Annotated in this window: 17 protein-coding genes; 8 read left to right on the top strand and 9 right to left on the bottom strand. The window is 36.8% G+C overall.

Annotated elements, in window-relative coordinates; translation table 11 throughout:
- Positions 1-10: 10 nt before the first annotated feature.
- The 7 genes from paaC to DBR39_RS23120 all read right to left on the bottom strand — a co-directional run bounded on the left by paaC (position 11) and on the right by DBR39_RS23120 (position 6182).
- Positions 11-760, bottom strand: a complete 750-nt coding sequence (gene paaC, locus DBR39_RS23150; protein WP_124537042.1) for a 1,2-phenylacetyl-CoA epoxidase subunit PaaC — start codon at positions 758-760, stop codon at positions 11-13.
- 97 nt (positions 761-857) lie between these two features.
- On the bottom strand, positions 858-1139 hold the full coding sequence (paaB, locus tag DBR39_RS23145) for a 1,2-phenylacetyl-CoA epoxidase subunit PaaB (RefSeq protein ID WP_034679196.1): 282 nt from the start codon (positions 1137-1139) through the stop codon (positions 858-860).
- A 5-nt stretch (positions 1140-1144) separates the two neighbouring features.
- A complete protein-coding gene (locus tag DBR39_RS23140) occupies positions 1145-1846 on the bottom strand; it encodes a hypothetical protein (RefSeq protein ID WP_124537041.1) in 702 nt (233 codons plus the stop codon).
- Positions 1839-2780, bottom strand: coding sequence for a 1,2-phenylacetyl-CoA epoxidase subunit PaaA (paaA, locus tag DBR39_RS23135; protein WP_124537040.1), 942 nt, complete (start codon positions 2778-2780; stop codon positions 1839-1841). The genes DBR39_RS23140 and paaA overlap by 8 nt, the downstream gene beginning before the upstream one ends.
- Before the next feature lie 115 nt (positions 2781-2895).
- Complete coding sequence (locus DBR39_RS23130) at positions 2896-3981, bottom strand: 2Fe-2S iron-sulfur cluster-binding protein (RefSeq protein WP_109739265.1); 1086 nt, start codon at positions 3979-3981, stop codon at positions 2896-2898.
- On the bottom strand, positions 3981-5297 hold the full coding sequence (locus DBR39_RS23125) for a phenylacetate--CoA ligase family protein (RefSeq protein WP_124537039.1): 1317 nt from the start codon (positions 5295-5297) through the stop codon (positions 3981-3983). The genes DBR39_RS23130 and DBR39_RS23125 overlap by 1 nt, the downstream gene beginning before the upstream one ends.
- A gap of 306 nt (positions 5298-5603) precedes the next feature.
- On the bottom strand, positions 5604-6182 hold the full coding sequence (locus DBR39_RS23120) for a TetR/AcrR family transcriptional regulator (protein WP_124537038.1): 579 nt from the start codon (positions 6180-6182) through the stop codon (positions 5604-5606).
- A 370-nt stretch (positions 6183-6552) separates the two neighbouring features.
- On the opposite strand from DBR39_RS23120, the gene clpB reads away from it, so the two are divergent.
- The 8 genes from clpB to DBR39_RS23085 all read left to right on the top strand — a co-directional run bounded on the left by clpB (position 6553) and on the right by DBR39_RS23085 (position 15060).
- Positions 6553-9147 carry an ATP-dependent chaperone ClpB gene (gene clpB / locus DBR39_RS23115; protein ID WP_103234542.1) on the top strand — a complete coding sequence of 865 codons (2595 nt, stop codon included), beginning with the start codon at positions 6553-6555 and terminating at the stop codon, positions 9145-9147.
- A 176-nt stretch (positions 9148-9323) separates the two neighbouring features.
- Positions 9324-9479, top strand: coding sequence for a hypothetical protein (locus tag DBR39_RS24410; RefSeq protein WP_185147248.1), 156 nt, complete (start codon positions 9324-9326; stop codon positions 9477-9479).
- 162 nt (positions 9480-9641) lie between these two features.
- Positions 9642-10211, top strand: coding sequence for a hypothetical protein (locus DBR39_RS23110; RefSeq protein ID WP_124537037.1), 570 nt, complete (start codon positions 9642-9644; stop codon positions 10209-10211).
- An 18-nt stretch (positions 10212-10229) separates the two neighbouring features.
- Positions 10230-10874, top strand: coding sequence for a hypothetical protein (locus tag DBR39_RS23105; RefSeq protein ID WP_124537036.1), 645 nt, complete (start codon positions 10230-10232; stop codon positions 10872-10874).
- Entirely contained in the window at positions 10853-11638 is a 786-nt protein-coding gene (locus DBR39_RS23100) for a sensor histidine kinase (RefSeq protein ID WP_124537035.1), read from the top strand. Before DBR39_RS23105 ends, DBR39_RS23100 begins: the two co-directional genes overlap by 22 nt.
- Entirely contained in the window at positions 11635-12276 is a 642-nt protein-coding gene (locus tag DBR39_RS23095) for a response regulator transcription factor (protein WP_124537034.1), read from the top strand. The genes DBR39_RS23100 and DBR39_RS23095 overlap by 4 nt, the downstream gene beginning before the upstream one ends.
- 251 nt (positions 12277-12527) lie before the next feature.
- Positions 12528-13541: a zinc metalloprotease gene (locus DBR39_RS23090; RefSeq protein WP_124537033.1), complete on the top strand. Its 1014-nt coding sequence runs from the start codon at positions 12528-12530 to the stop codon at positions 13539-13541.
- 109 nt (positions 13542-13650) lie between these two features.
- Positions 13651-15060 (top strand): phosphatase PAP2 family protein, encoded by a 1410-nt coding sequence (locus DBR39_RS23085; protein WP_124537032.1) that lies wholly within the window; start codon positions 13651-13653, stop codon positions 15058-15060.
- Between the two features lie 36 nt (positions 15061-15096).
- Here DBR39_RS23085 and DBR39_RS23080 read toward each other — a convergent pair whose 3' ends face one another.
- Positions 15097-16962, bottom strand: a complete 1866-nt coding sequence (locus DBR39_RS23080) for a M1 family metallopeptidase (RefSeq protein ID WP_124537031.1) — start codon at positions 16960-16962, stop codon at positions 15097-15099.
- Positions 16963-17068: 106 nt separating this feature from the next.
- A complete protein-coding gene (locus tag DBR39_RS23075; RefSeq protein ID WP_124537030.1) occupies positions 17069-19438 on the bottom strand; it encodes an outer membrane beta-barrel family protein in 2370 nt (789 codons plus the stop codon).
- Positions 19439-19450: the final 12 nt, after the last annotated feature.

Genomic DNA, 19450 nt, shown 5'->3' with positions numbered 1-19450 from the left:
AATATTTAAATTACCAAGTACAACCCGGATATGCTCTCTGCATATACTGAAGTTCACAAAGGATAAATCCGAAATACTCTGTATGGTATCCTGTTCTTGACTTTGGCTGCATGAAAGGGTTTTCAGGATATTCTAATCCGAAATCTGCAAAATCTTTCTTCGTAATGGCAATGAATTCTTCGTAAAGAGCATCTGCATTCGGAACGATATTCAAAGCAATAAGATCATCTTCACCTTCTGTTTTGGCAAAAAGTCCTTTTGTATATTCCCAGATATTTTCAATAGCTTTCACCAAACGCTCACGGCTTTCTTCTGTTCCCTGAGCAAAAATCTTCATCCATGAAGCAGAGTGAGTATAGTGATATCTCACTTCTTTCAACGATTTTTGAGCAATCGCCGAAAGTTCTTCATCAGCAGAGCTTGATAATGCCTCGTACATTAGTTTCTGATATACAGACAACACATATACTTTAAGAATGGTGTGGGCATAATCTTCATTCGGAAGTTCTGTCCAGTGTGCATTTACATATTCATGCTCATATCTTAAAAAGGCTAAATCATCTTCACTTTTACCATTGTCTATTACTCTTGAAGCATACACATAAAAGTTATTAGCCTGACCCAGCTCATCTAATGCAATGTTTGTCAATGCGATATCTTCCTCCAAATAAGGTCCTTCACCGCACCATGCAGATAAACGCTGTCCCATAATGAAACTGTCGTCTGCTAGTTTTAATAAATAATTATATAATGGGTTCATTTGTTTGTAATTTGAAAATTTGAGAATTAGTTAATTTGAAAATGAATCTGCAATAGTTACATTTTCAAATTAGCACATTTTCAAATTATTAATTAATCTACATATTTTTTACGTCGTTTGGAATATCGTAGAAAGTTGGGTGACGGTATAGTTTGTCATCAGCCGGATCGAAGAAAGCTTCTTTGTCGATTCCTTCCGAAGTCACAATATATTTACTTGGAACTACCCAAACAGAAGTTCCTTCTTTTCTTCTTGTATAAACGTCTCTTGCATTCTGCAAAGCCATTTCTGCTGTTGGTGCCTGTACAATTCCAACGTGTTTGTGAGATAATCCCGGTTTAGTTTGAATAAACACTTCCCACATATCTAAATTTGCCATATATCTTATATTTCGGTTAATTTTTGTCTTATGAAATTAATATCTGCACCAATTGAATCATTTTCTACACTAAATTCATAACATCTATTAATTAATATTTCCAAAGTACTATAACCACTAGCTGTAAGATTATCGTTAATTTTCTGAATCTCATCCTTATTTTCTATTTTTTGTATTGCCGTTTTAATCGCTAAAATAAGAGGACTAACTCTACTAACATTTTTATCTTGTGTATAAAATTCTAATGATTTTGCTATACTAGCTATTGACTGCCAATATCTTTTTTCCATCAAAAGAGATCTTCCTTGGAGAAAATACATACTAGCATCAACAGATTTTTCGGTTTTTTTATTCTTAATTTCTAGTGTTTGAAATTTAGATTCTAAAATATTTAATTCAGCATTAATGCGAGACTCATTATCTGATTTTAATTCAGCTATAATTTTATTAATGTTATCAGTGTGAGATGTTATAAGTTCTTCAAAATTCTTTTTTTGTATATATTGAACCACCAATGGCATTACAATTCCGACAAATGTTAATAGACAAATTAACTTCAACCAAGCCGAATCATAAAATTCATTAACACCATTAATGATATTTAGATTATTATCAACCTTATTATTAATATATTCTAACTTATATTTCAAGTCAATTGAATCAACAATTTTCTGAATTTGGATACTATCAATTTTAGATTTAGCCATTAATTTTGCTCTCTTGTTTTTCTGCAAAAGCAGCCGCTGCTTCTTTTACCCACGAATTTTCTCTTTGTGCTTTTCGTTTTGTTTCGATACGCTTTTTGTTGCAAGGTCCGTTTCCTTTTAAGATTTCCATGAATTCTCCCCAAGGAAGTTCTCCGAAATCGTAATGTTGTCTTTCCTCATTCCATTTTAGATCCTTATCTGGAATCGTTAACCCTAAGAATTCAGCCTGAGAAACGGTAACATCAATAAATCTCTGACGAAGGCTATCATTACTTTCTCTTTTCACTCTGTAATTCATAGAGATCTTAGAGTTTGGTGAGCTGTCATCATTTGGACCAAACATCATCAAGGCTGGCCACCAGAAACGGTTTAACGAAGCCTGAGCCATTTCTTTCTGTTGTTTTGTACCACGGCAAAGCGCCATCAGAATCTCATATCCTTGTCTTTGGTGGAAAGATTCTTCTTTACAGATTTTCACCATTGCTCTTGAATAAGGACCATAAGAATTCCCCATCAGCATTACCTGGTTCATAATCGCTGCACCATCTACCAGCCAACCGATTGCACCGATATCGGCCCAGCTTAATGTTGGATAGTTGAAAATACTCGAATATTTCGCTTTTCCTTCCAGCATATCGTCATAAGTAGCGTCTCTATCAGCTCTGATAGTTCCGTTTCCTAGTGTTTCAGTTGCTGAATAAAGGTATAGCCCGTGGCCTGCCTCATCCTGAACTTTAGCCAGAAGAGCCATTTTTCTTCTTAATGAAGGCGCTCTGGAAATCCAGTTAGCTTCCGGCAGCATTCCTACAATCTCGGAATGAGCGTGCTGTGAAATCTGACGAACCAATAATTTCCTGTAATCATCAGGCATTACATCTTTTGGTTCTACTTTATTTTCTTCGTGAACGTATTCAACAAATTTTTCTAAGTCCATCTTTTTTGAATTTGAAAATTAAATAATTTGAGAATTTGAGAATTTGAGAATTTTGAAAATTTAAACACAATAATGGCATTTTCAAATTAGCACATTTTCTCATTTTCAAATTGTCTTAAACATCATAATTAAGCATCACCACATTCGTTGTCGGGTGACATTGGCAGGTAAGGACAAAGCCTCTGGCTACTTCGTCTTCGGTAAGCGCATAGTTTTTCTCCATGAAAACTTCTCCTTCTAAAACCTGGGCTTTACACGTACAGCACACCCCTCCTTTACATGCGAAAGGAACCGGAAGCTGGTCTTTCAATGCTTTATCTAAGATACTTTCTTTTTTAGAATTAAGGTGGAACGAATATTCATCATCATCAATGATCACCGTTACCATACTTTCAATATTGGCAATAGCCTTGAATTCATCGCTCATTTCCTCCGTATTCTCTTCATCCGGAGCGGTAAAATATTCAAATAATACCTGAATAGCAGGCACTTTTTTATCTTTTTTCAGATAATCAGCGATCCCTTTGATCATTTCTGAAGGTCCACAGATGAAATAAGTAGCTTCTTTTACATCAATATCAATGTATCTTTCAAATAACTGCTCTAGTTTTTCAGCAGAAATTCTTCCTTCAAAAATAGGATCTTCGTGTTTCTCACGGCTTACCAAATAAACTACTTTCAGCCTGCCATTGAAATGCTCTACCAGCTTATCAATTTCAGATTTTCTTAAAATATGATTCATGCTTCTGTTGCTATAGAACAGGTAAGCATTACTGTTAGGTTCCTGATAAAGGCTTTCTTTAATATTGGATAAAACAGGAGTAATTCCGCTTCCAGCTGCCAATCCCACATATGTTTTCACATTGGTCGGGTGATAAGAAGTATTAAAACCACCCATCGGAGGCATTACTTCCAGAATCTCATCCATATGAAGATGCTCATTGAAATAGCCTGATACTTTCCCGCCTTCAAGCAGCTTTACCAATACTTCCAGCGTATTGCTCTTTTCACTTGGAGCATTACAGATAGAGTAAGAACGTCTTTCCTCATTTCCGTTGATCATCATTCGGAAATTCAGATACTGCCCTTGCTTGAACCTGAACTTATCTTTCAGTTCTTCAGGGACTTCTACCGCTACACTTACTGCTTCGGAAGTATCTTTCTGAACTTTAACTGTTTTAAGTTTATAAAATGAATTCATTATTTTTTAAGTATTCTATTAATTTTTCCACCTTCGCACTTCGGCAAACTGTCCTGGGCATGAATTTTCACTTTTGTAGTGATCCCTACCCGTTTTTTTATTTCGTTTTCTATGCTTTTTCCAAAGTTCCCGACAAAATTAAAATAATCATCGGTATTTGCTTGTATTTTTTGTTCCTCCACCAGTTCATCACCTATTTCAACATCAATATCCAGGGCGATGCACATATGTTCTTTTTCAACAGGCGTTAAATAATAATTAGGAACCACTCCCTTTACATAAGAGAACGCATCTTCAATCTGGCTTGGATATACATTGACTCCTCTTACGATCAGCATATCGTCTGCTCTGCCAACGATAGGTTTCATTTTCACCATTGTTCTTTTAGCATTCTCATCATAATAAAGACTGGTGATATCATTCGTCCAATACCGTAAAAGCGGCATTGCTTTTTTCGTTAAAGTTGTAATCACCAGCACTCCTTCTTCTCCAAAAGGAACCGGCTGTTTAGTAACCGGATCTAAAATTTCAGGATAAAAATGATCTTCCCAGATATAAGAACCTCCTTTTTCTTCGAAATCCTCCATGGAAACCCCGGGACCGATAATTTCACTCAATCCGTAGATATTAGTTGCATGAACTCCTAATCTTTCTTCAATGTGGCCTCTGATAATTTCTGTCCATGGTTCTGATCCCAACACTGCGTATTGAAGACTTATTTCATCTGCTGGAATTCCTCTTTTGGCAAATTCATCAGCAATGGTCAAAGCGTATGATGGTGAACAGCAGATCACTTCAGGTTTGAAATCTATAATCAGATCTACCTGTCTTGCCGTCATTCCTCCTGAAATAGGAAGAACACTCATCCCTAACTTTTCTGCCCCATAATGAAGTCCTAAGCCTCCTGTGAAAATCCCATAACCATAAGCGTTGTGTAACTGCATTCCTGGTTTTGCTCCTGCAGCATTTAAAGATCTCGCCACTACTTCACTGAAAAGGTCTACATCTTCTTTTGTGTATCCTACCACAGTTGGTTTTCCTGTAGTTCCGCTTGAACAGTGAATTCGCTGAAGCTCAGCTTTAGGAACTGTAAATAAACCGAACGGATAGTTATCTCTTAAATCCTGTTTGTAAGTGATTGGAAGTTTCGTGATATCTTCAATCGACCTTATTTCCTGTGGAGATATTTGCAATTCATCAAATTTCTTTTTATAAAATTCCGACTTCTCTCCCAAATAGCTGATCAAGCTGATCAACCGGTCGGATTGAAGCTGTCTCAACTGACCCAGCTCCAGATATTCAACTGAAAAATCCATAAAACTAACTAACATTTGTTAGGTGTAAATTTAAAAAGATTTTATAAGCTGGCAAAATTTTTATGACTTTTGTCATATTTTGAATGATTCTAAATAACGAAAGCAGGTTTTAAATTGCGGATTCTGTCATTCTGAATACAGACTGAAGGTCTGCGAACGTAGTTCAGGAGTGTAGTGAAGAATCTATTATTAAATACCAGAATGAATCGATTTCTCTATCTCAAAATAACAGACACAGTATTAAAATTCATGACTAAACAGCATAATTATCAGATTCTTCCTTCGTCAGAAGGACAAAAGAAATGTTTAATTTTTCTGGTTCCCCAATAAACCAAAAAGAAGTTTTTCCCTGATTTCATCGGTAATTTCATCGGTGGAATCACTGCTTCTTTTAAACCAGAAATAGGAATTATTTAAAGTATGAAGGATAAATCTTGTGGTAAATGATGGTGATTTTAGCTCCCAGTTTTCGGCTTTGTAGATCTCAGAAATCAATTCTTCAACTTCCTGTTGATAATTTTTTCTTAATTCTACAAATTCGGGAAGCCTTTCTTCCAGATGTCTCCATTCATTGGAATAAATATGGGTAACATCACGGTTTTTAAGAACGACTGAAAGGTGTTTATCCAATAATAGATTCAGTTTTTCCCTTGGAGCAATATCTGTATTTTTTACATGCTGAAGCTCATCGAAAAATTCCTGGGCAATGCCAAAACAAATCCATTCCAAAATTTCTTCCTTTGAACGGATGTGCGCATACAAAGATGCTGCTTTGATATTAAGTTTCGTAGCCAAGTCTCTTACCGAGCTCCCCATATAGCCCTTCTCCTTGAAAAGTTCTACTGCTACGTCTAAAATTTTTCTCTGTTTTTCTTTAAGTTCCATCTGTAAAATGCAAAAGTAATTATTCTAAAATAAAAAGCTGAATTTTAACACTTACATTAAAGAAATTCAACCTTTTTAAAATTTGCTCATCAACTTTCCCCTTTATGATATGACTATTTGTTCATAGATTTCCAAGTGATAATTGTGAAATCGGAAATTTTGTCAAGTTAAATTTCCGTTAAAAATACAAAATCCGGAAAATTTGTCCATATTTTTTATAAATTTAATAATTGAACAGTTTTTGCGATATAGTCATCGAATAAATGATTAAATAATTGATGGCATTAAGAAACTGAGCCTTAAAATTTAGTTTCTTGATGTTTTTTAAAAGTTAAACTTAATACGAACCATTACCAAAAATATAAAAGATATGAACTTAAACCAATATACTGTAAAATCACAGGAAGCCATCCAGGCAGCACAACAGGTTGCTATGGAATTGGGCAATCAAAGTATCGAACCTCAACATCTTCTTGAAGGAATCTTCCAGGTAGATGAAAATATATCGCCTTTCTTATTAAAAAAATCTGAAGCAGATGCCAATTTAGTAAGAGAGCGAAACCGTGAAAATTTAGAAAAACTTCCTAAAGTACAAGGAGGAAACATTTATCTTTCACAATCAGCAAACAAAGTATTGCTGGATGCCCCCAACATCGCTAAAAAAATGGGTGACGAATATGTAACGATTGAGCATTTATGGTTATCACTTCTGGAAACCAGTTCTGAAGTTTCCAAAATGCTTAAAGATATGGGCGTAACCAAAAATCTGCTGGAAGGTGCCATTAAAGAATTAAGAAAAGGAAGTAAGGCCACTTCTGCAAGTTCGGAAGAGACCTATCAGTCTTTAAATAAATATGCTAAAAACTTCAATGAACTAGCAGCAGAAGGAAAACTGGATCCTGTAATCGGACGTGATGAAGAAATCAGAAGGGTTCTACAGATCCTTTCCAGAAGAACAAAAAACAACCCCATCCTTATTGGAGAACCTGGTGTAGGTAAAACAGCGATTGCTGAAGGAATTGCCCACAGAATTATCAGTGGTGATGTTCCGGAAAATCTGATGGATAAAACTTTATTCTCCTTGGATATGGGAGCTTTGATCGCCGGAGCCAAATATAAGGGTGAATTTGAAGAGCGTTTAAAATCTGTAGTCAATGAGGTGACTAAAGCTGATGGGCAGATTATTCTTTTCATTGATGAGATCCATACTCTGGTAGGAGCCGGTGGTGGTGAAGGTGCTATGGATGCAGCCAACATCTTAAAGCCTGCTTTGGCAAGAGGTGAGCTGAGAGCCATTGGAGCCACTACTCTGAACGAATATCAAAAATATTTTGAAAAAGATAAAGCGTTGGAGAGACGTTTCCAGAAAGTAATGGTGGAAGAACCGGATACTGAATCTGCAATTTCGATCCTTCGTGGTATTAAAGATAAATATGAGGCTCACCACAAAGTAAGAATCAAAGATGAGGCAATTATTGCGGCTGTGGAAATGTCTCAAAGATATATTTCAGACCGTTTTTTACCGGATAAAGCCATTGACCTTATTGATGAAGCTTCTGCAAAACTGAGAATGGAAATCAATTCCAAACCGGAAGAGCTTGATGTTCTCGACAGAAAATTGATGCAGCTGGAAATTGAGCTGGCAGCCATTTCAAGAGAAGGCAACCAGACCAAAATTGATCATTTGAAGGAAGATATTGCAAAAATTTCGGAACAGAGAAATGAGATCAATGCCAAATGGCTGAAAGAAAAACAGAAAAGTGAAGATCTTACCCAGATCAAAAAAGATATTGAATCTCTGAAACATGAAGCAGAAAGAGCTTCCAGAGCAGGAGATTATGCAAAAGTAGCGGAAATCCAGTACGGAAAACTTCGTGAAAAAGAGGAAGAGCTCACTAAGATGGAGCTTGAAATGCAGAATCATCAGAATGAGCTGATCAAAGAAGAGGTTACCGCAGAAAATATCTCTGAAGTGATTGCTAAATGGACAGGTATTCCTGTCACCAAATTGCTGCAGTCTGAAAGAGAGAAATTACTGAATCTTGAATCTGAACTACACCACCGCGTGGTAGGACAGGACGAAGCAATACAAGCGGTTGCTGATGCGATCAGAAGAAACAGAGCAGGTCTGAGTGATGACAAAAAGCCTATTGGTTCTTTCCTATTCCTGGGAACAACCGGAGTGGGTAAAACGGAATTGGCAAAGGCATTAGCTGAGTTCTTATTCGATGATGAAAACAACATGACCAGAATTGATATGAGTGAATATCAGGAACGTCACAGTGTTTCAAGATTGGTAGGGGCGCCTCCGGGATATGTAGGATATGATGAAGGCGGACAGCTGACTGAAGCGGTAAGAAGAAGACCTTATTCTGTGGTGCTGTTGGACGAGATTGAAAAGGCACACCCGGATGTTTTCAATACTTTACTTCAGGTTTTGGATGATGGACGTCTGACTGATAATAAAGGACGCCTTGTCAATTTCAAAAACTCTATCATCATTATGACCTCTAACTTAGGATCTCATTTGATTCAGGAGAATTTTGAAAACCTTACTGAGGAAAATCAGGATGAAATTGTGGATAAAACAAAAGACGAAGTTTTTGATCTTTTGAAACAAACCTTACGTCCGGAATTCCTGAACAGAATTGATGAGATTGTACTGTTCCAGCCTTTAAGAAAAAAAGAAATCGGAAAAATCGTTCAGTTTCAGTTGAGAGGATTCAATGAGATGCTATCTAAACGAAACATCATTATGACCTTCACTCAGGATGCGGTAGATTATCTGATGAATAAAGGCTACGATCCTGCCTTCGGAGCAAGACCATTAAAAAGAGTGATCCAGCAAGAAGTATTAAACAAACTGTCTAAAGAGATTCTTGCAGGAAGTGTAAATGATGGAGACAGAATCACACTGGATTATTTTGTAGAAACAGGTTTGGTTTTCAGACCTACTGAACAATAAAATAGTTTTTTTCATATATTATTTTTGTGAATAAGTGCTGTAGAGAAATCTGCGGCACTTATTTTTCATTTATTTTATCCTATTATGGTGAAATAATATTATATTTACGTTACAAATCAATAACTAAAACAAAATCACTATGAAAAAGCTAAAAAGACAAGATTTAAAGAAAATCGATGGTGGAATTGAACCACCAACTATACAGTGTGGTGATGACTGGAGCTGTCCTCCCGGTCTTTGCTGTACAGTGGGATATGTCTGCATGGATTGGAGAAAATATCCTTGTATTTAAAGAACTGGCGGAGAAATATACTTTCTCCGTTTTTTTATAGAGTAAATCTGCGTTTGCTTTCTCTCTCAATTGTTATACTTTACATACAATCCGTAAAAACACGGTAAAAATAACAGTATAATTCCCTATTTACGAATACATTTCCTAGCATATTTTTTACGAGATTTGCATATTAATTGAGTTTTACCGTAAACCATAAGCTATGAATACAGAATCAAACAACCCACTAGAACCTGGAATCATGTCAAACAGTCTTATCCAGGCTCTGATCGACAATTACCGTCAAAACCACCTAAGTGCTATTAACACTGCTTTAGGAATTCAGGATGCACATTCTATTTGGTTTGACCTTCCAAAATTGAAAAATTTTATTGCTAAAATCGAAGAAGAAGCTGCCAAAGTGAATCCAGCTACTTCCGAAGCAGACCTGGGAATCAGATTTTACTATGCAACTTATCCTAAGCAGGAAAACTGGTCTATGATGGACTCTCACCCTGTTCCAGTAGAATATGCCGGAAGACATACTTTAGTGATGATTCCAACGGTGAAAAAAGCCAGTGAAACAGGAGAACTTGTTGATTTTGATTTTAACCCTTTCCAAACCAATGGAGAGAATTCAAATTTAGCATTAAATTCACGTAATATTACTCCATCTGGCAATGGCGGTGATAATGGTAATGGTGGTGGCGGACCTCTTGGTGATGACACTGGTCTTGGAGAAAATAATGGACAACTCACCCCCCCTAAAGCCTCGTTAGGTGAATTATATTAACAATTAATTTATAAATACATGACGGATTTCCAAGAATTTGCTAGCAAAAGTATGCTTTGGGCTGAGGGACTTGCCGCTTTTGTTGGCATTCTGTATTACAATCGTGTAAGAAAAGAGTATTGGAAATTTTTTGTATTTTTCTTAGTTTTCATCTTCATTAGCGAGGCATATGGTAGATGGGGAAAATTTGCTTATTTTTCTAAAGCCTATTTTTACAATTACTTTTTGATGCCTGTCCAGTTTATTTTTTTTTACTGGTTATATGCTGCCAAGTCCTTAGGAAAGCCAAAGCTTTTTTACGGACTATCTCTCCTATACCTTCTTTCATTTATTCCCAATGAATTGTATTTTTCAGGGAATAAAATTGTATTTGCTTTTAACTACACTTTTGGGTGCCTTATCTTAATGCTTTTGGTAGTTATGGAATATTACAAACAAATTAATTCTCAAGATATTCTTCATTTTAATAAAAACAGAATGTTTTATATTAATTTGGGAATTACGCTATCATATATAGGAACACTACCCTTCATGGCATTTTATTCTATATTGTTAGATTATATGGAAATCTGGAATATTTATTTTAGTTATTTTCTAATGTCAGGTGTAGTTATGTATATTTTATTTGCAAGTTCATTCATATGGGGAAAACGGAGCTCTTAATTGTCATTATTCTATTCAATATCCTTTTTGTAATGTTTGTAACGGCGGTATTAATCTATATCAGAAGTTACAAACAACGCAAGAAGGAACACTTGAATGAAATTGAAAGAAAAAATGAACTTCATCAGAGAGAGATCTTGTCTACCCAACTGGAAATACAACAAGCTACCATGCAGCAGATCGGTCGGGAACTTCATGACAATATTGGCCAGAAACTTACCCTCGTAAGTCTGTATGTACAGCAAATGCTTTATGAAAACAAAGTATCAGAAGCAAGCGAAAGAATTGATCAGGTTTCTCAGATCATCAACCAATCTCTGCAGGATCTTCGAAGCTTGTCAAAAACATTAACCGATGATAACATCAACCAAAAGGAAATTGTAACTTTGATACAGGAAGAAGTGGACAACACCAATTCCTTCAAAAGGTGTAAAGTAAGCTTTGAGCACAATTTTAAACAGCTGGATTTAGGTTTTGTTCATAAAAATGTTCTGCTCAGAATCACTCAGGAGTTTATTCAGAATAGTATAAAACACTCAGGCTGTAAAAATATTTTTATCAGCCTGAATACTTCTGAAGACATTCTTTGGGAACTTGATATTCGTGATGACGGAACCGGGTTTGACACTTCCCAGATTAAGTCCAACGGAATAGGTCTCACCAACATGAAAAACAGAGCCGAAATCATAGGAGCCCGCTTTCATATGGAAAGCCAGGAAAATGCAGGAACCCACCTTAATATTATCTTAAAAAAACAGTCATGAAAAAATCAATTGTAATTGTTGACGATCATATACTTATAGCCAAGGCTCTGGAAGGAATTATTGGTAACTTCAATGAATTTGAAGTCATCTATGTGTGTGAAAATGGGAAGGACCTCATCCAGAAACTTGAAGAGGGCAACGCAATTCCGGATATTATTCTTTTAGATATCAGTATGCCGATTATGGATGGCTTTGAAACGGCAGCCTGGCTTACAAAAAACCACCCGGACATCAAGGTTATGGCTCTCAGCATGCAGGGAGACGACAACAGTGTGATCAAGATGATCAAAAGCGGAGCAAAAGGCTACCTCTTAAAAAACACCCATCCTAGAGATTTGGAAACCGCACTTACCCGACTGAATAGTGACGGCTTTTTTTATCCGGACTGGGCTTCAAAAATCATTTTCTCCAACCTTAATAAAGAAACGGAATCTGAAATTGCCATAAGAATTTCCGACAGGGAAAAAGAATTCCTGAAATATACAGTTACTGAACTAAGCTATAAGGAAATTGCAGACAGAATGTGCTGCAGTCCAAGGACTGTAGAAAGCTACCGTGATCAGCTTTGTGAAAAACTGGATTTGAAAACCCGTGTCGGGCTGGCTGTTTTTGCTATTAAAAATGGGTTCGCCAGCTAGTCGAAAGGATAAAAATATTCTATAAATAATTAAAAAAACGTAATTATTTACATTTAAAAATACACATAAATGTGAAATATTTTTTACAAATCAAAAATTAACTAAAATTCAACACAAATCAATAAAACATATCATATAATCAACCAAAACAACTATTAAATAAGAATAATTTAAATAAAATGTAAAATAATTTGCATATCAATTTCAAATAATATAATTTCACATCCTCAACCAAATTATATTATAACGATATGAAAAAATTCTTATTTGGAGCCCTCGTTCTGGGCTTTATGTCGGCATGTAACACCGACAGCTTAAACAATCAAAACGAAACACCTCTGAACCAGGAACCTCCTGTTGAAAGTGCCCTTAAAAGAAGCTGTCCTTCTGAAGAATTGAGAGCTGAAATGTTACAGAAAAATCCTTCACTAAGGCTAAAAGCAGACGAAATTGAAGCCCGTACTCAAAACTTTGCTGACAATCTTAAACTGGGAAAAGTTCTCGCAGATGGAACTGTTGAAATCCCTGTTGTTTTTAACGTAATTTATAACACCTCTGCTCAAAATGTTTCTGATGCACGAATTGCAGAACAAATCGCTGTACTGAATGCAGATTATGGTGCTACCAATTCTGATATTAATAAAATTCCTTCCGCATTTCAGCCTTCTGCGGCAGGTGATGTAAAAATTCGTTTCAAATTAATCGCTACCAATCGCAAGCAAAATTCAAAAACAGGCTGGAAGTCTAACCTGGAAGAGATGAAAAAAGCAAGCACAGGAGGTATTGATGCTACTGATGTAAATAAAAATATGAATATCTGGGTTGTGAATTCAATCCTTGACCAAAATGGACAGGCTGGAACGCTTGGCTATGCCTATTATCCTGAAAATGCAGGACAATGGTATGATGGTCTTGTAATTGGATATCAATACATCGGAAAAACAGGAGCTTCTGCTCCGTTCAACTTAGGAAGAACGGTAACCCACGAAGTAGGACATTATCTAAACCTTCCACACCTTTGGGGATCATCTGATGCTGGCTGCCAGACAGATTACTCTAATGATACACCTACCTCTCCTGGCCCTAACTACGGAAATCCTACCTATCCTCTAAACAGAGTTTGTGGAGGTGTAAGCCGTTCTCAAATGTTCATGAATTATATGGATTATGTAGATGACAAATCTATGGTTATGTTCTCTGCTAACCAAAAAACAAGAATGCAGGCTGTAGTAGCTGCATCCGGACCAAGATCTGGATTAAGATAATCAACAACGTAATTTGTAATATTATAAAAATATTAAAATAGTCTATCTCAATTTTTGGGATAGATTTTTTTAATACTTTTACATGATTTAATTTCGCACCACTACTAAGATGAAAAAATTAGCACTAGCATCAGGAATACTATTGCACTTATACTGTATTAAAGCACAGGATACTATCCAAATTAAAACACAGGATACGATCCAAGTCAGAAGTCTTAAAGAAGATCTCGCATTAATTAATTCCGGTTACAGCATTCAGGAGAAAACCCCTTTTTTCAAAAAAGAATGGGTAAAAAAATCAGTGGCTCCTGCCCTTCTTTTTGCCGCTGCTGCGGCAACATGGGGAGAAAAAGAGAATATCCGCGAAGTAAGAAACCGATATCTTCCCAACTTTAAAGTCAAATATGATGATTATCTTCAATATGCTCCTGCTGCTGCCGTTTACGGATTAAAACTGGCAGGTGTAAAAGGTAGAAACAATCTCGGGCGGGCCACTTTATCCTACGGTACCAGCTTAGTCATCATGGCTATTTTAGTGAATTCTATTAAATATACAGCAAAAGTGGAACGTCCGGATGGGTCCAAAAACAATTCTTTTCCATCAGGACATGCTGCAATGGCTTTTACCAACGCCAGCTTTCTACACAAGGAATATGGTATGGTAAACCCAGCCTATAGTATTGCAGGGTATGGTTCTGCCGCTATTACGGGACTTGGACGGAATTTAAATAACAGACACTGGGTTCCGGATATTCTTGCCGGTGCTGGGATTGGGATTATCTCAACAGAGCTCGGGTATTTCTTTATTGATAAAATTTATAAGAACAAGGGGGATAATTTAAGTCTCTTATCCAGAATACAAGGAAACGATTATCCATCTTTTCTTGCCTTAAAGACGGGGACAGTATTAGGAACCACCAACTTCCTGAAGGAATCTGAACTGGATGACAAAAAACAAACAGGTTTTGAGGGCGGATTGGAAGGTGCTTATTTCTTTTCAAAAAAATGGGGTGTGGGCGCAGATATCACCTTCAGCAGCTTCCCGATTAAATCTCAAAGAATAAACTTTGATGACGGGCAGGATTTTGGTAACCATGAACTAAAAACGCAATCCATGGGCTTCCTTGCTGCAGGTATTGGTCCTTATTTTTCTCATGAATTCTCAGATAAATGGCAGCTTACCTTAAAGCTAACCGGAGGATATGCCGCCACAGCAAGTGGAAAAGTATTTGTAAAAGGAGACGATATAGACGCTCCTAACCACGAACTTCAAATAGCCCGATACAAGCCCAAACCTGCTTTCCGCTGGAATACAGGAGCTGCTATGACCTACAAGTTCAATCCGGGGTTAGGTCTTACTTTCTATACAGATTACAATCAGATCAACTCTACGATCCGCTATCACTTCAGTGACGAGATTAAAGAAAGTGCTGAGCTGGATGAGGAACTTAACAATATGATTGCTAAAGAAAAAATCAATTATATTACATTAGGCTTAAGATTGACAGCCTATTTTTAAAATAAAAAAGCCTTCAGAATCTGAAGGCTTTTACTTTTATAAATTTTTGCGGTTATTTTCCGGAGTATAATCCATAAACAGATCTCCATCCAGCTGTACCGATTTTATTTTTTTCTTAATAGGAATCACCAGATCGGTTAGTTTCTGATCTTTTTCCCAAACAGAAGGAGAAAAATGCAGTTTCTCCGTAGTCCCGTCTTCATAGGCCAATATTGCATCAAACGGAATTACAAATCCACCTACATTTGCCACGTTTACTGTAAGCATATCATTCATCTGGGATGCTCCCGTTACTTTTAAATCAATATAATTATTGGTATAAAACCAATTCTGGAAGAACCAATTCAGATTTTTCCCTGAGCCGGTATTCATAGAGTTGAAATAATCCCATGGCACCGGATGTTTTCCATTCCAGTTGTCCATATAATGGTGTAATGCTTTTTTGAACAGTTCATCTCCTAAATAATCTTTCAGCGCCAGATAAGATAAAGAGGCTTTCACATAGGAATTGTTTCCATACCCCGCGCCACTTACCTGCGTACTCATCGTAATTACAGGCTGATCCTGTTCTGCAGACGGATCATTGATCCATTTTTTAACACGGAAGTTTTTATAAAATTCTTTGGCAGCATCTTCTCCGTTCTCATCAATACCGATAAGATACTCCAGGGTGGTAGCCCAACCTTCATCCATAAATGCATATCTCGTTTCGTTGATTCCCATATAAAAAGGGAAATACGTATGGGCAATTTCATGATCTGCCGTCAATCTTGCATCCTGAAGATCATCAGGAATACTGGTATCATTGATCATCATTGGATATTCCATATCTGCATATCCCTGGATAGCGGTCATTACATTATAGGGATATTCTACTCCCGGCCAGTTTTTAGAAAACCAGTCCAGGTTATAACGCATCCAGTCTACATAGTATTCAAAATCTTTTGCTCCGTTTTTATATCCGGATTGAACGCTTGCTCTTTTTGTTTTTAACTGAACACTGGCTGCATCCCACACATAATGGTTACTCAGTGCAAAACAGAAATCTGTAATGTGGCTGGCTTTGAACTTCCATATATTCCATTTGTTCTGCTGCGTAACTTTCCCCGACCTCATTTCCTGCTCCGTAGCAATATGCATTACTTTATCGCTTTTTAATGAAGCTTTATATCTTTTTAAATATTCCGGCTGAAGGACAGCTTCCGGGTTCAGAAAATCTCCGGTTGCCCAAACTACATAATTTTTTGGTGCAGTAATAGCAAAGCTATAGTCATTGAAATCGTTATAAAACTCCTGTCTGTCTGAGTGCTGAAGCATATCCCATCCGTTGTAATCATCATACACAGATATTCTTGGAAAAGAATAGGCTACATAAAAAGTTTCAGAATCTATCTGACCTTCTCTTCCACTCTGTACAGAAAGCGGATACTCCCACTCTATTTTAACCTCGGATTTTGATTTTGGTTTTAAAGCTGTTTTTAATTTTACTTTTTCAACGGTGCTCCAATCGTCACTATTGATATCATATTTCTCACCGTTCACGATGAAAGATTTAATCTTAAGCCCTGAAGACAGAAAATCCTTAGAGACCACTCCAGATCTTGGCGACTGTGGTTTGTGAAGATTATTTACAAATCGTATCGCCAGTTCATTCAGGTTATCCGGGCTGTTGTTTGTGTAGACAATCGTTTCTTTTCCGGAAACCACTTTTGTGCTGGCATCCACTTTCACCTCTACATTATACGCTCCTTTATTCTGCCAGTAGCTTTTACCTGGCGCCCCGGAGATATCACGTGTTCCTTTTTCATATGCTTTTTTGATGTTCCTCGGCATATATAGTTCCTGTGCAGACAGTTGCAGTAAAGAAACTGCTATCAGCAATCCGGAAAAAATTTTCTTCATATCGATCTTTTTAAAGATAGGTATCAAAAATAGCGAAAATGTGACAGCGGGTGATGATTTCTTTTATAATAATATTTTATTGTAACTGGTTTTATATTAATTTCTTCTATAATCTTTCCTGCTCGGTGGTTTTCTTTATTGTTTTTGCGTTTTTCACAGACTGATTTCCAAAGTTGAATTTCAATGATAATGTGACTCCCTGCGCATCGGTATAATCAAGGAAATAATTATCCTGATTCGCATATTTCGTACTCACTTTCTGACCTGTAGTTCTGAAAATATCGCTGACCACAAAACTCGCTTCCAGTTTTTTATTAAAGAACTTTCTGTTCATAACAAAATAGGCTGACCAGACAGAAGAAATCCTGAAGGTTCCCTGTATTCCCGGAGAATAATAGCGATGTCCCATTTCCATTTTCCAATCGCTGCTTTTATCAAGCGTAAAACTAGTGGAGATATTGGAAACCCAGTTCAGTACTTTGTTTTTATACAACATTCCGTCTGTTCCCTTGAAATAGTTTTCGTTATGTTCAAGATTTTCAGACACGATGATGTTCCACCATGGTTTCACCTGGAAATTTTTGTAAAGGCTAGCCCCGAAAGCTTCTCCTTTTTCAATATTGGTAAAATAATAAATCAGGCTGTTGGTACTCGGCTCCTGATAGGATATTTCCATTGAGGGATAAATTTCTTTTCGGTAATAGAGATCAAGGTTCCATTCTTTCCATGAATAGGTAAGATTCAGGTTATGCGTAATTGTTGCCTTCAGCTTCGGATCTCCCTGGTAGTATGAAAACAGGTTGTAATAAGATTTGGCAGGATTCAACCATGAATAGGAAGGTCTGCTGATCCTTTTTCCATAGGAAAACCCGAATTCCTGCTTATTTTCTGTAGTATACTGTGCATAGAAAGTAGGAAAGAACTTCCAGTAGTTGCTTTTATTCAGTTCATAGGGTTCAGAAACGATGCCTTCAAGATCTGTCATTTCGGCACGAAGCCCTCCCTTGAAGTTCCATTTTCCAATATTGTAGGCAAGTGAAGAATACAGGGCAAAATTATGTTCTTTATAGTCAAAAATACTGCTCTTCTCAGGACGGTACTGTAAAACGCCATTCTCGTTGTCTGAGAAATTAAGCGTACTGTTTGTCTTTACAAAACTATATTTCGCTCCAGATTCCAGCTCCAGCTTTTCACCTTTCCACTGATAATCCAATTGGGTAGAATACAACTGGACATCTGCTTGATTCTGTGTAATGAAGTTATCTTCTTTAGGAGGCTGGCCCGCAAAGTTCAGATAGGTAATCACGTTCTGATATTTATCGCTATTATTTCCGGTAAAGTAATTGATCCAGGAAAGACTGCTTTTTTTATTCAGTTTACGGTCTATCTGAAAACTCACAGAATTATTGACAGACCTCGATCGGTGATCATTAATTGTCGTGTAATTGGATTCCACGATATCCTGAGCATTATAGATCAGCGTAGGAACATGGTAGGTCCCGAAAGATTTTGGAGAGAAATACCCTGAATAGTTGAGGCTTAAGCTGGTCAAGCTGTCCAGCTCATATTCCACATTAAAATTCAGGGTATTCTGGTTAGTGTTTTTATCCTTCCTGTTCATCGTACTCACCCATCGGGTTTGGCTTTCCGGGTAATTCACATAGTCTGTCCCTTCCCGGTAATACGTTCCCATCCCTCTATAATAGCTTCCCATAACGGAAAGTTTATCTTTTTTATAATATTGAGAAAGTCCGACAACGCCTTTCGCATACTGTGTCTGTATATATTTGGATGAAATGATCCCTCGGTAGCCTTCAATCTTATTTTTCTTCAGAACGATATTCAGGACTGCACTTCCTGAAGCTTCATATTTTGCTGGCGGATTGGTGATCACCTCTATAGACTTCACCTCATCTCCCTGGGTATTTTCAAGAAGATTTTTGAGTTCGTCTCCCGTCAGCATTACTTTTTTATCATTAATGGTCACCAGGATCCCTGTACCTCCTTTTACACTCAGCGTACTATTATTTACAGTGACACTTGGTGTATTTTTTAAAATTTCCCAGGCATTGAGTGATGAAATATTGCTGTTTTCAACATTGAATTCCAAACGGTCAACTTTTCTTTTCACCAACGGTTTACGCTTCGTCATTACCACTCCCTCTATTTCCTGAGTTTCTTTTTTAAGGGTAATATATAAAGTTTCTGGCTGCTTCAGATCAATCTTTTTCTCAAATAGAGAATATCCCTGATTTTTGACAACGAGTTTCACATTACCTTCTGTAATATCCTCCAGCACGAAATTTCCATTATCGTCTGTTTTTAATGCTTTGATTAATTTATTTTGAGAATTATACAGCTCCATCTTTACAGATGAAAGTTTTTCATTATCCGTGTTTACAACAGTTCCTCCAAGTTTTTGTTTCTGGGCAAGAACCAGGAGTGGCAGACACAGAAAAAAAAGAATTTTATACATGGCTTATTTTTT

This window comes from Chryseobacterium sp. KBW03, from assembly GCF_003852415.1.
GTDB classification, from domain to species: domain Bacteria; phylum Bacteroidota; class Bacteroidia; order Flavobacteriales; family Weeksellaceae; genus Chryseobacterium; species Chryseobacterium viscerum.
The sequence above is the reverse complement of the archived record's forward strand: the minus strand, read 5'-3'. Positions and strand labels throughout refer to the sequence as shown.

Bases quoted from the DNA above. Each gene is read 5' to 3' on its own strand.
- paaC (WP_124537042.1), bottom strand. From the start codon at position 760: ATGAACCCATTATATAATTATTTATTAAAACTAGCAGACGACAGTTTC.
- paaB (WP_034679196.1), bottom strand. From the start codon at position 1,139: ATGGCAAATTTAGATATGTGGGAAGTGTTTATTCAAACTAAACCGGGA.
- DBR39_RS23140 (WP_124537041.1), bottom strand. From the start codon at position 1,846: ATGGCTAAATCTAAAATTGATAGTATCCAAATTCAGAAAATTGTTGAT.
- paaA (WP_124537040.1), bottom strand. From the start codon at position 2,780: ATGGACTTAGAAAAATTTGTTGAATACGTTCACGAAGAAAATAAAGTA.
- DBR39_RS23130 (WP_109739265.1), bottom strand. From the start codon at position 3,981: ATGAATTCATTTTATAAACTTAAAACAGTTAAAGTTCAGAAAGATACT.
- DBR39_RS23125 (WP_124537039.1), bottom strand. From the start codon at position 5,297: ATGGATTTTTCAGTTGAATATCTGGAGCTGGGTCAGTTGAGACAGCTT.
- DBR39_RS23120 (WP_124537038.1), bottom strand. From the start codon at position 6,182: ATGGAACTTAAAGAAAAACAGAGAAAAATTTTAGACGTAGCAGTAGAA.
- clpB (WP_103234542.1), top strand. From the start codon at position 6,553: ATGAACTTAAACCAATATACTGTAAAATCACAGGAAGCCATCCAGGCA.
- DBR39_RS24410 (WP_185147248.1), top strand. From the start codon at position 9,324: ATGGTGGAATTGAACCACCAACTATACAGTGTGGTGATGACTGGAGCT.
- DBR39_RS23110 (WP_124537037.1), top strand. From the start codon at position 9,642: ATGAATACAGAATCAAACAACCCACTAGAACCTGGAATCATGTCAAAC.
- DBR39_RS23105 (WP_124537036.1), top strand. From the start codon at position 10,230: ATGACGGATTTCCAAGAATTTGCTAGCAAAAGTATGCTTTGGGCTGAG.
- DBR39_RS23100 (WP_124537035.1), top strand. From the start codon at position 10,853: ATGGGGAAAACGGAGCTCTTAATTGTCATTATTCTATTCAATATCCTT.
- DBR39_RS23095 (WP_124537034.1), top strand. From the start codon at position 11,635: ATGAAAAAATCAATTGTAATTGTTGACGATCATATACTTATAGCCAAG.
- DBR39_RS23090 (WP_124537033.1), top strand. From the start codon at position 12,528: ATGAAAAAATTCTTATTTGGAGCCCTCGTTCTGGGCTTTATGTCGGCA.
- DBR39_RS23085 (WP_124537032.1), top strand. From the start codon at position 13,651: ATGAAAAAATTAGCACTAGCATCAGGAATACTATTGCACTTATACTGT.
- DBR39_RS23080 (WP_124537031.1), bottom strand. From the start codon at position 16,962: ATGAAGAAAATTTTTTCCGGATTGCTGATAGCAGTTTCTTTACTGCAA.
- DBR39_RS23075 (WP_124537030.1), bottom strand. From the start codon at position 19,438: ATGTATAAAATTCTTTTTTTTCTGTGTCTGCCACTCCTGGTTCTTGCC.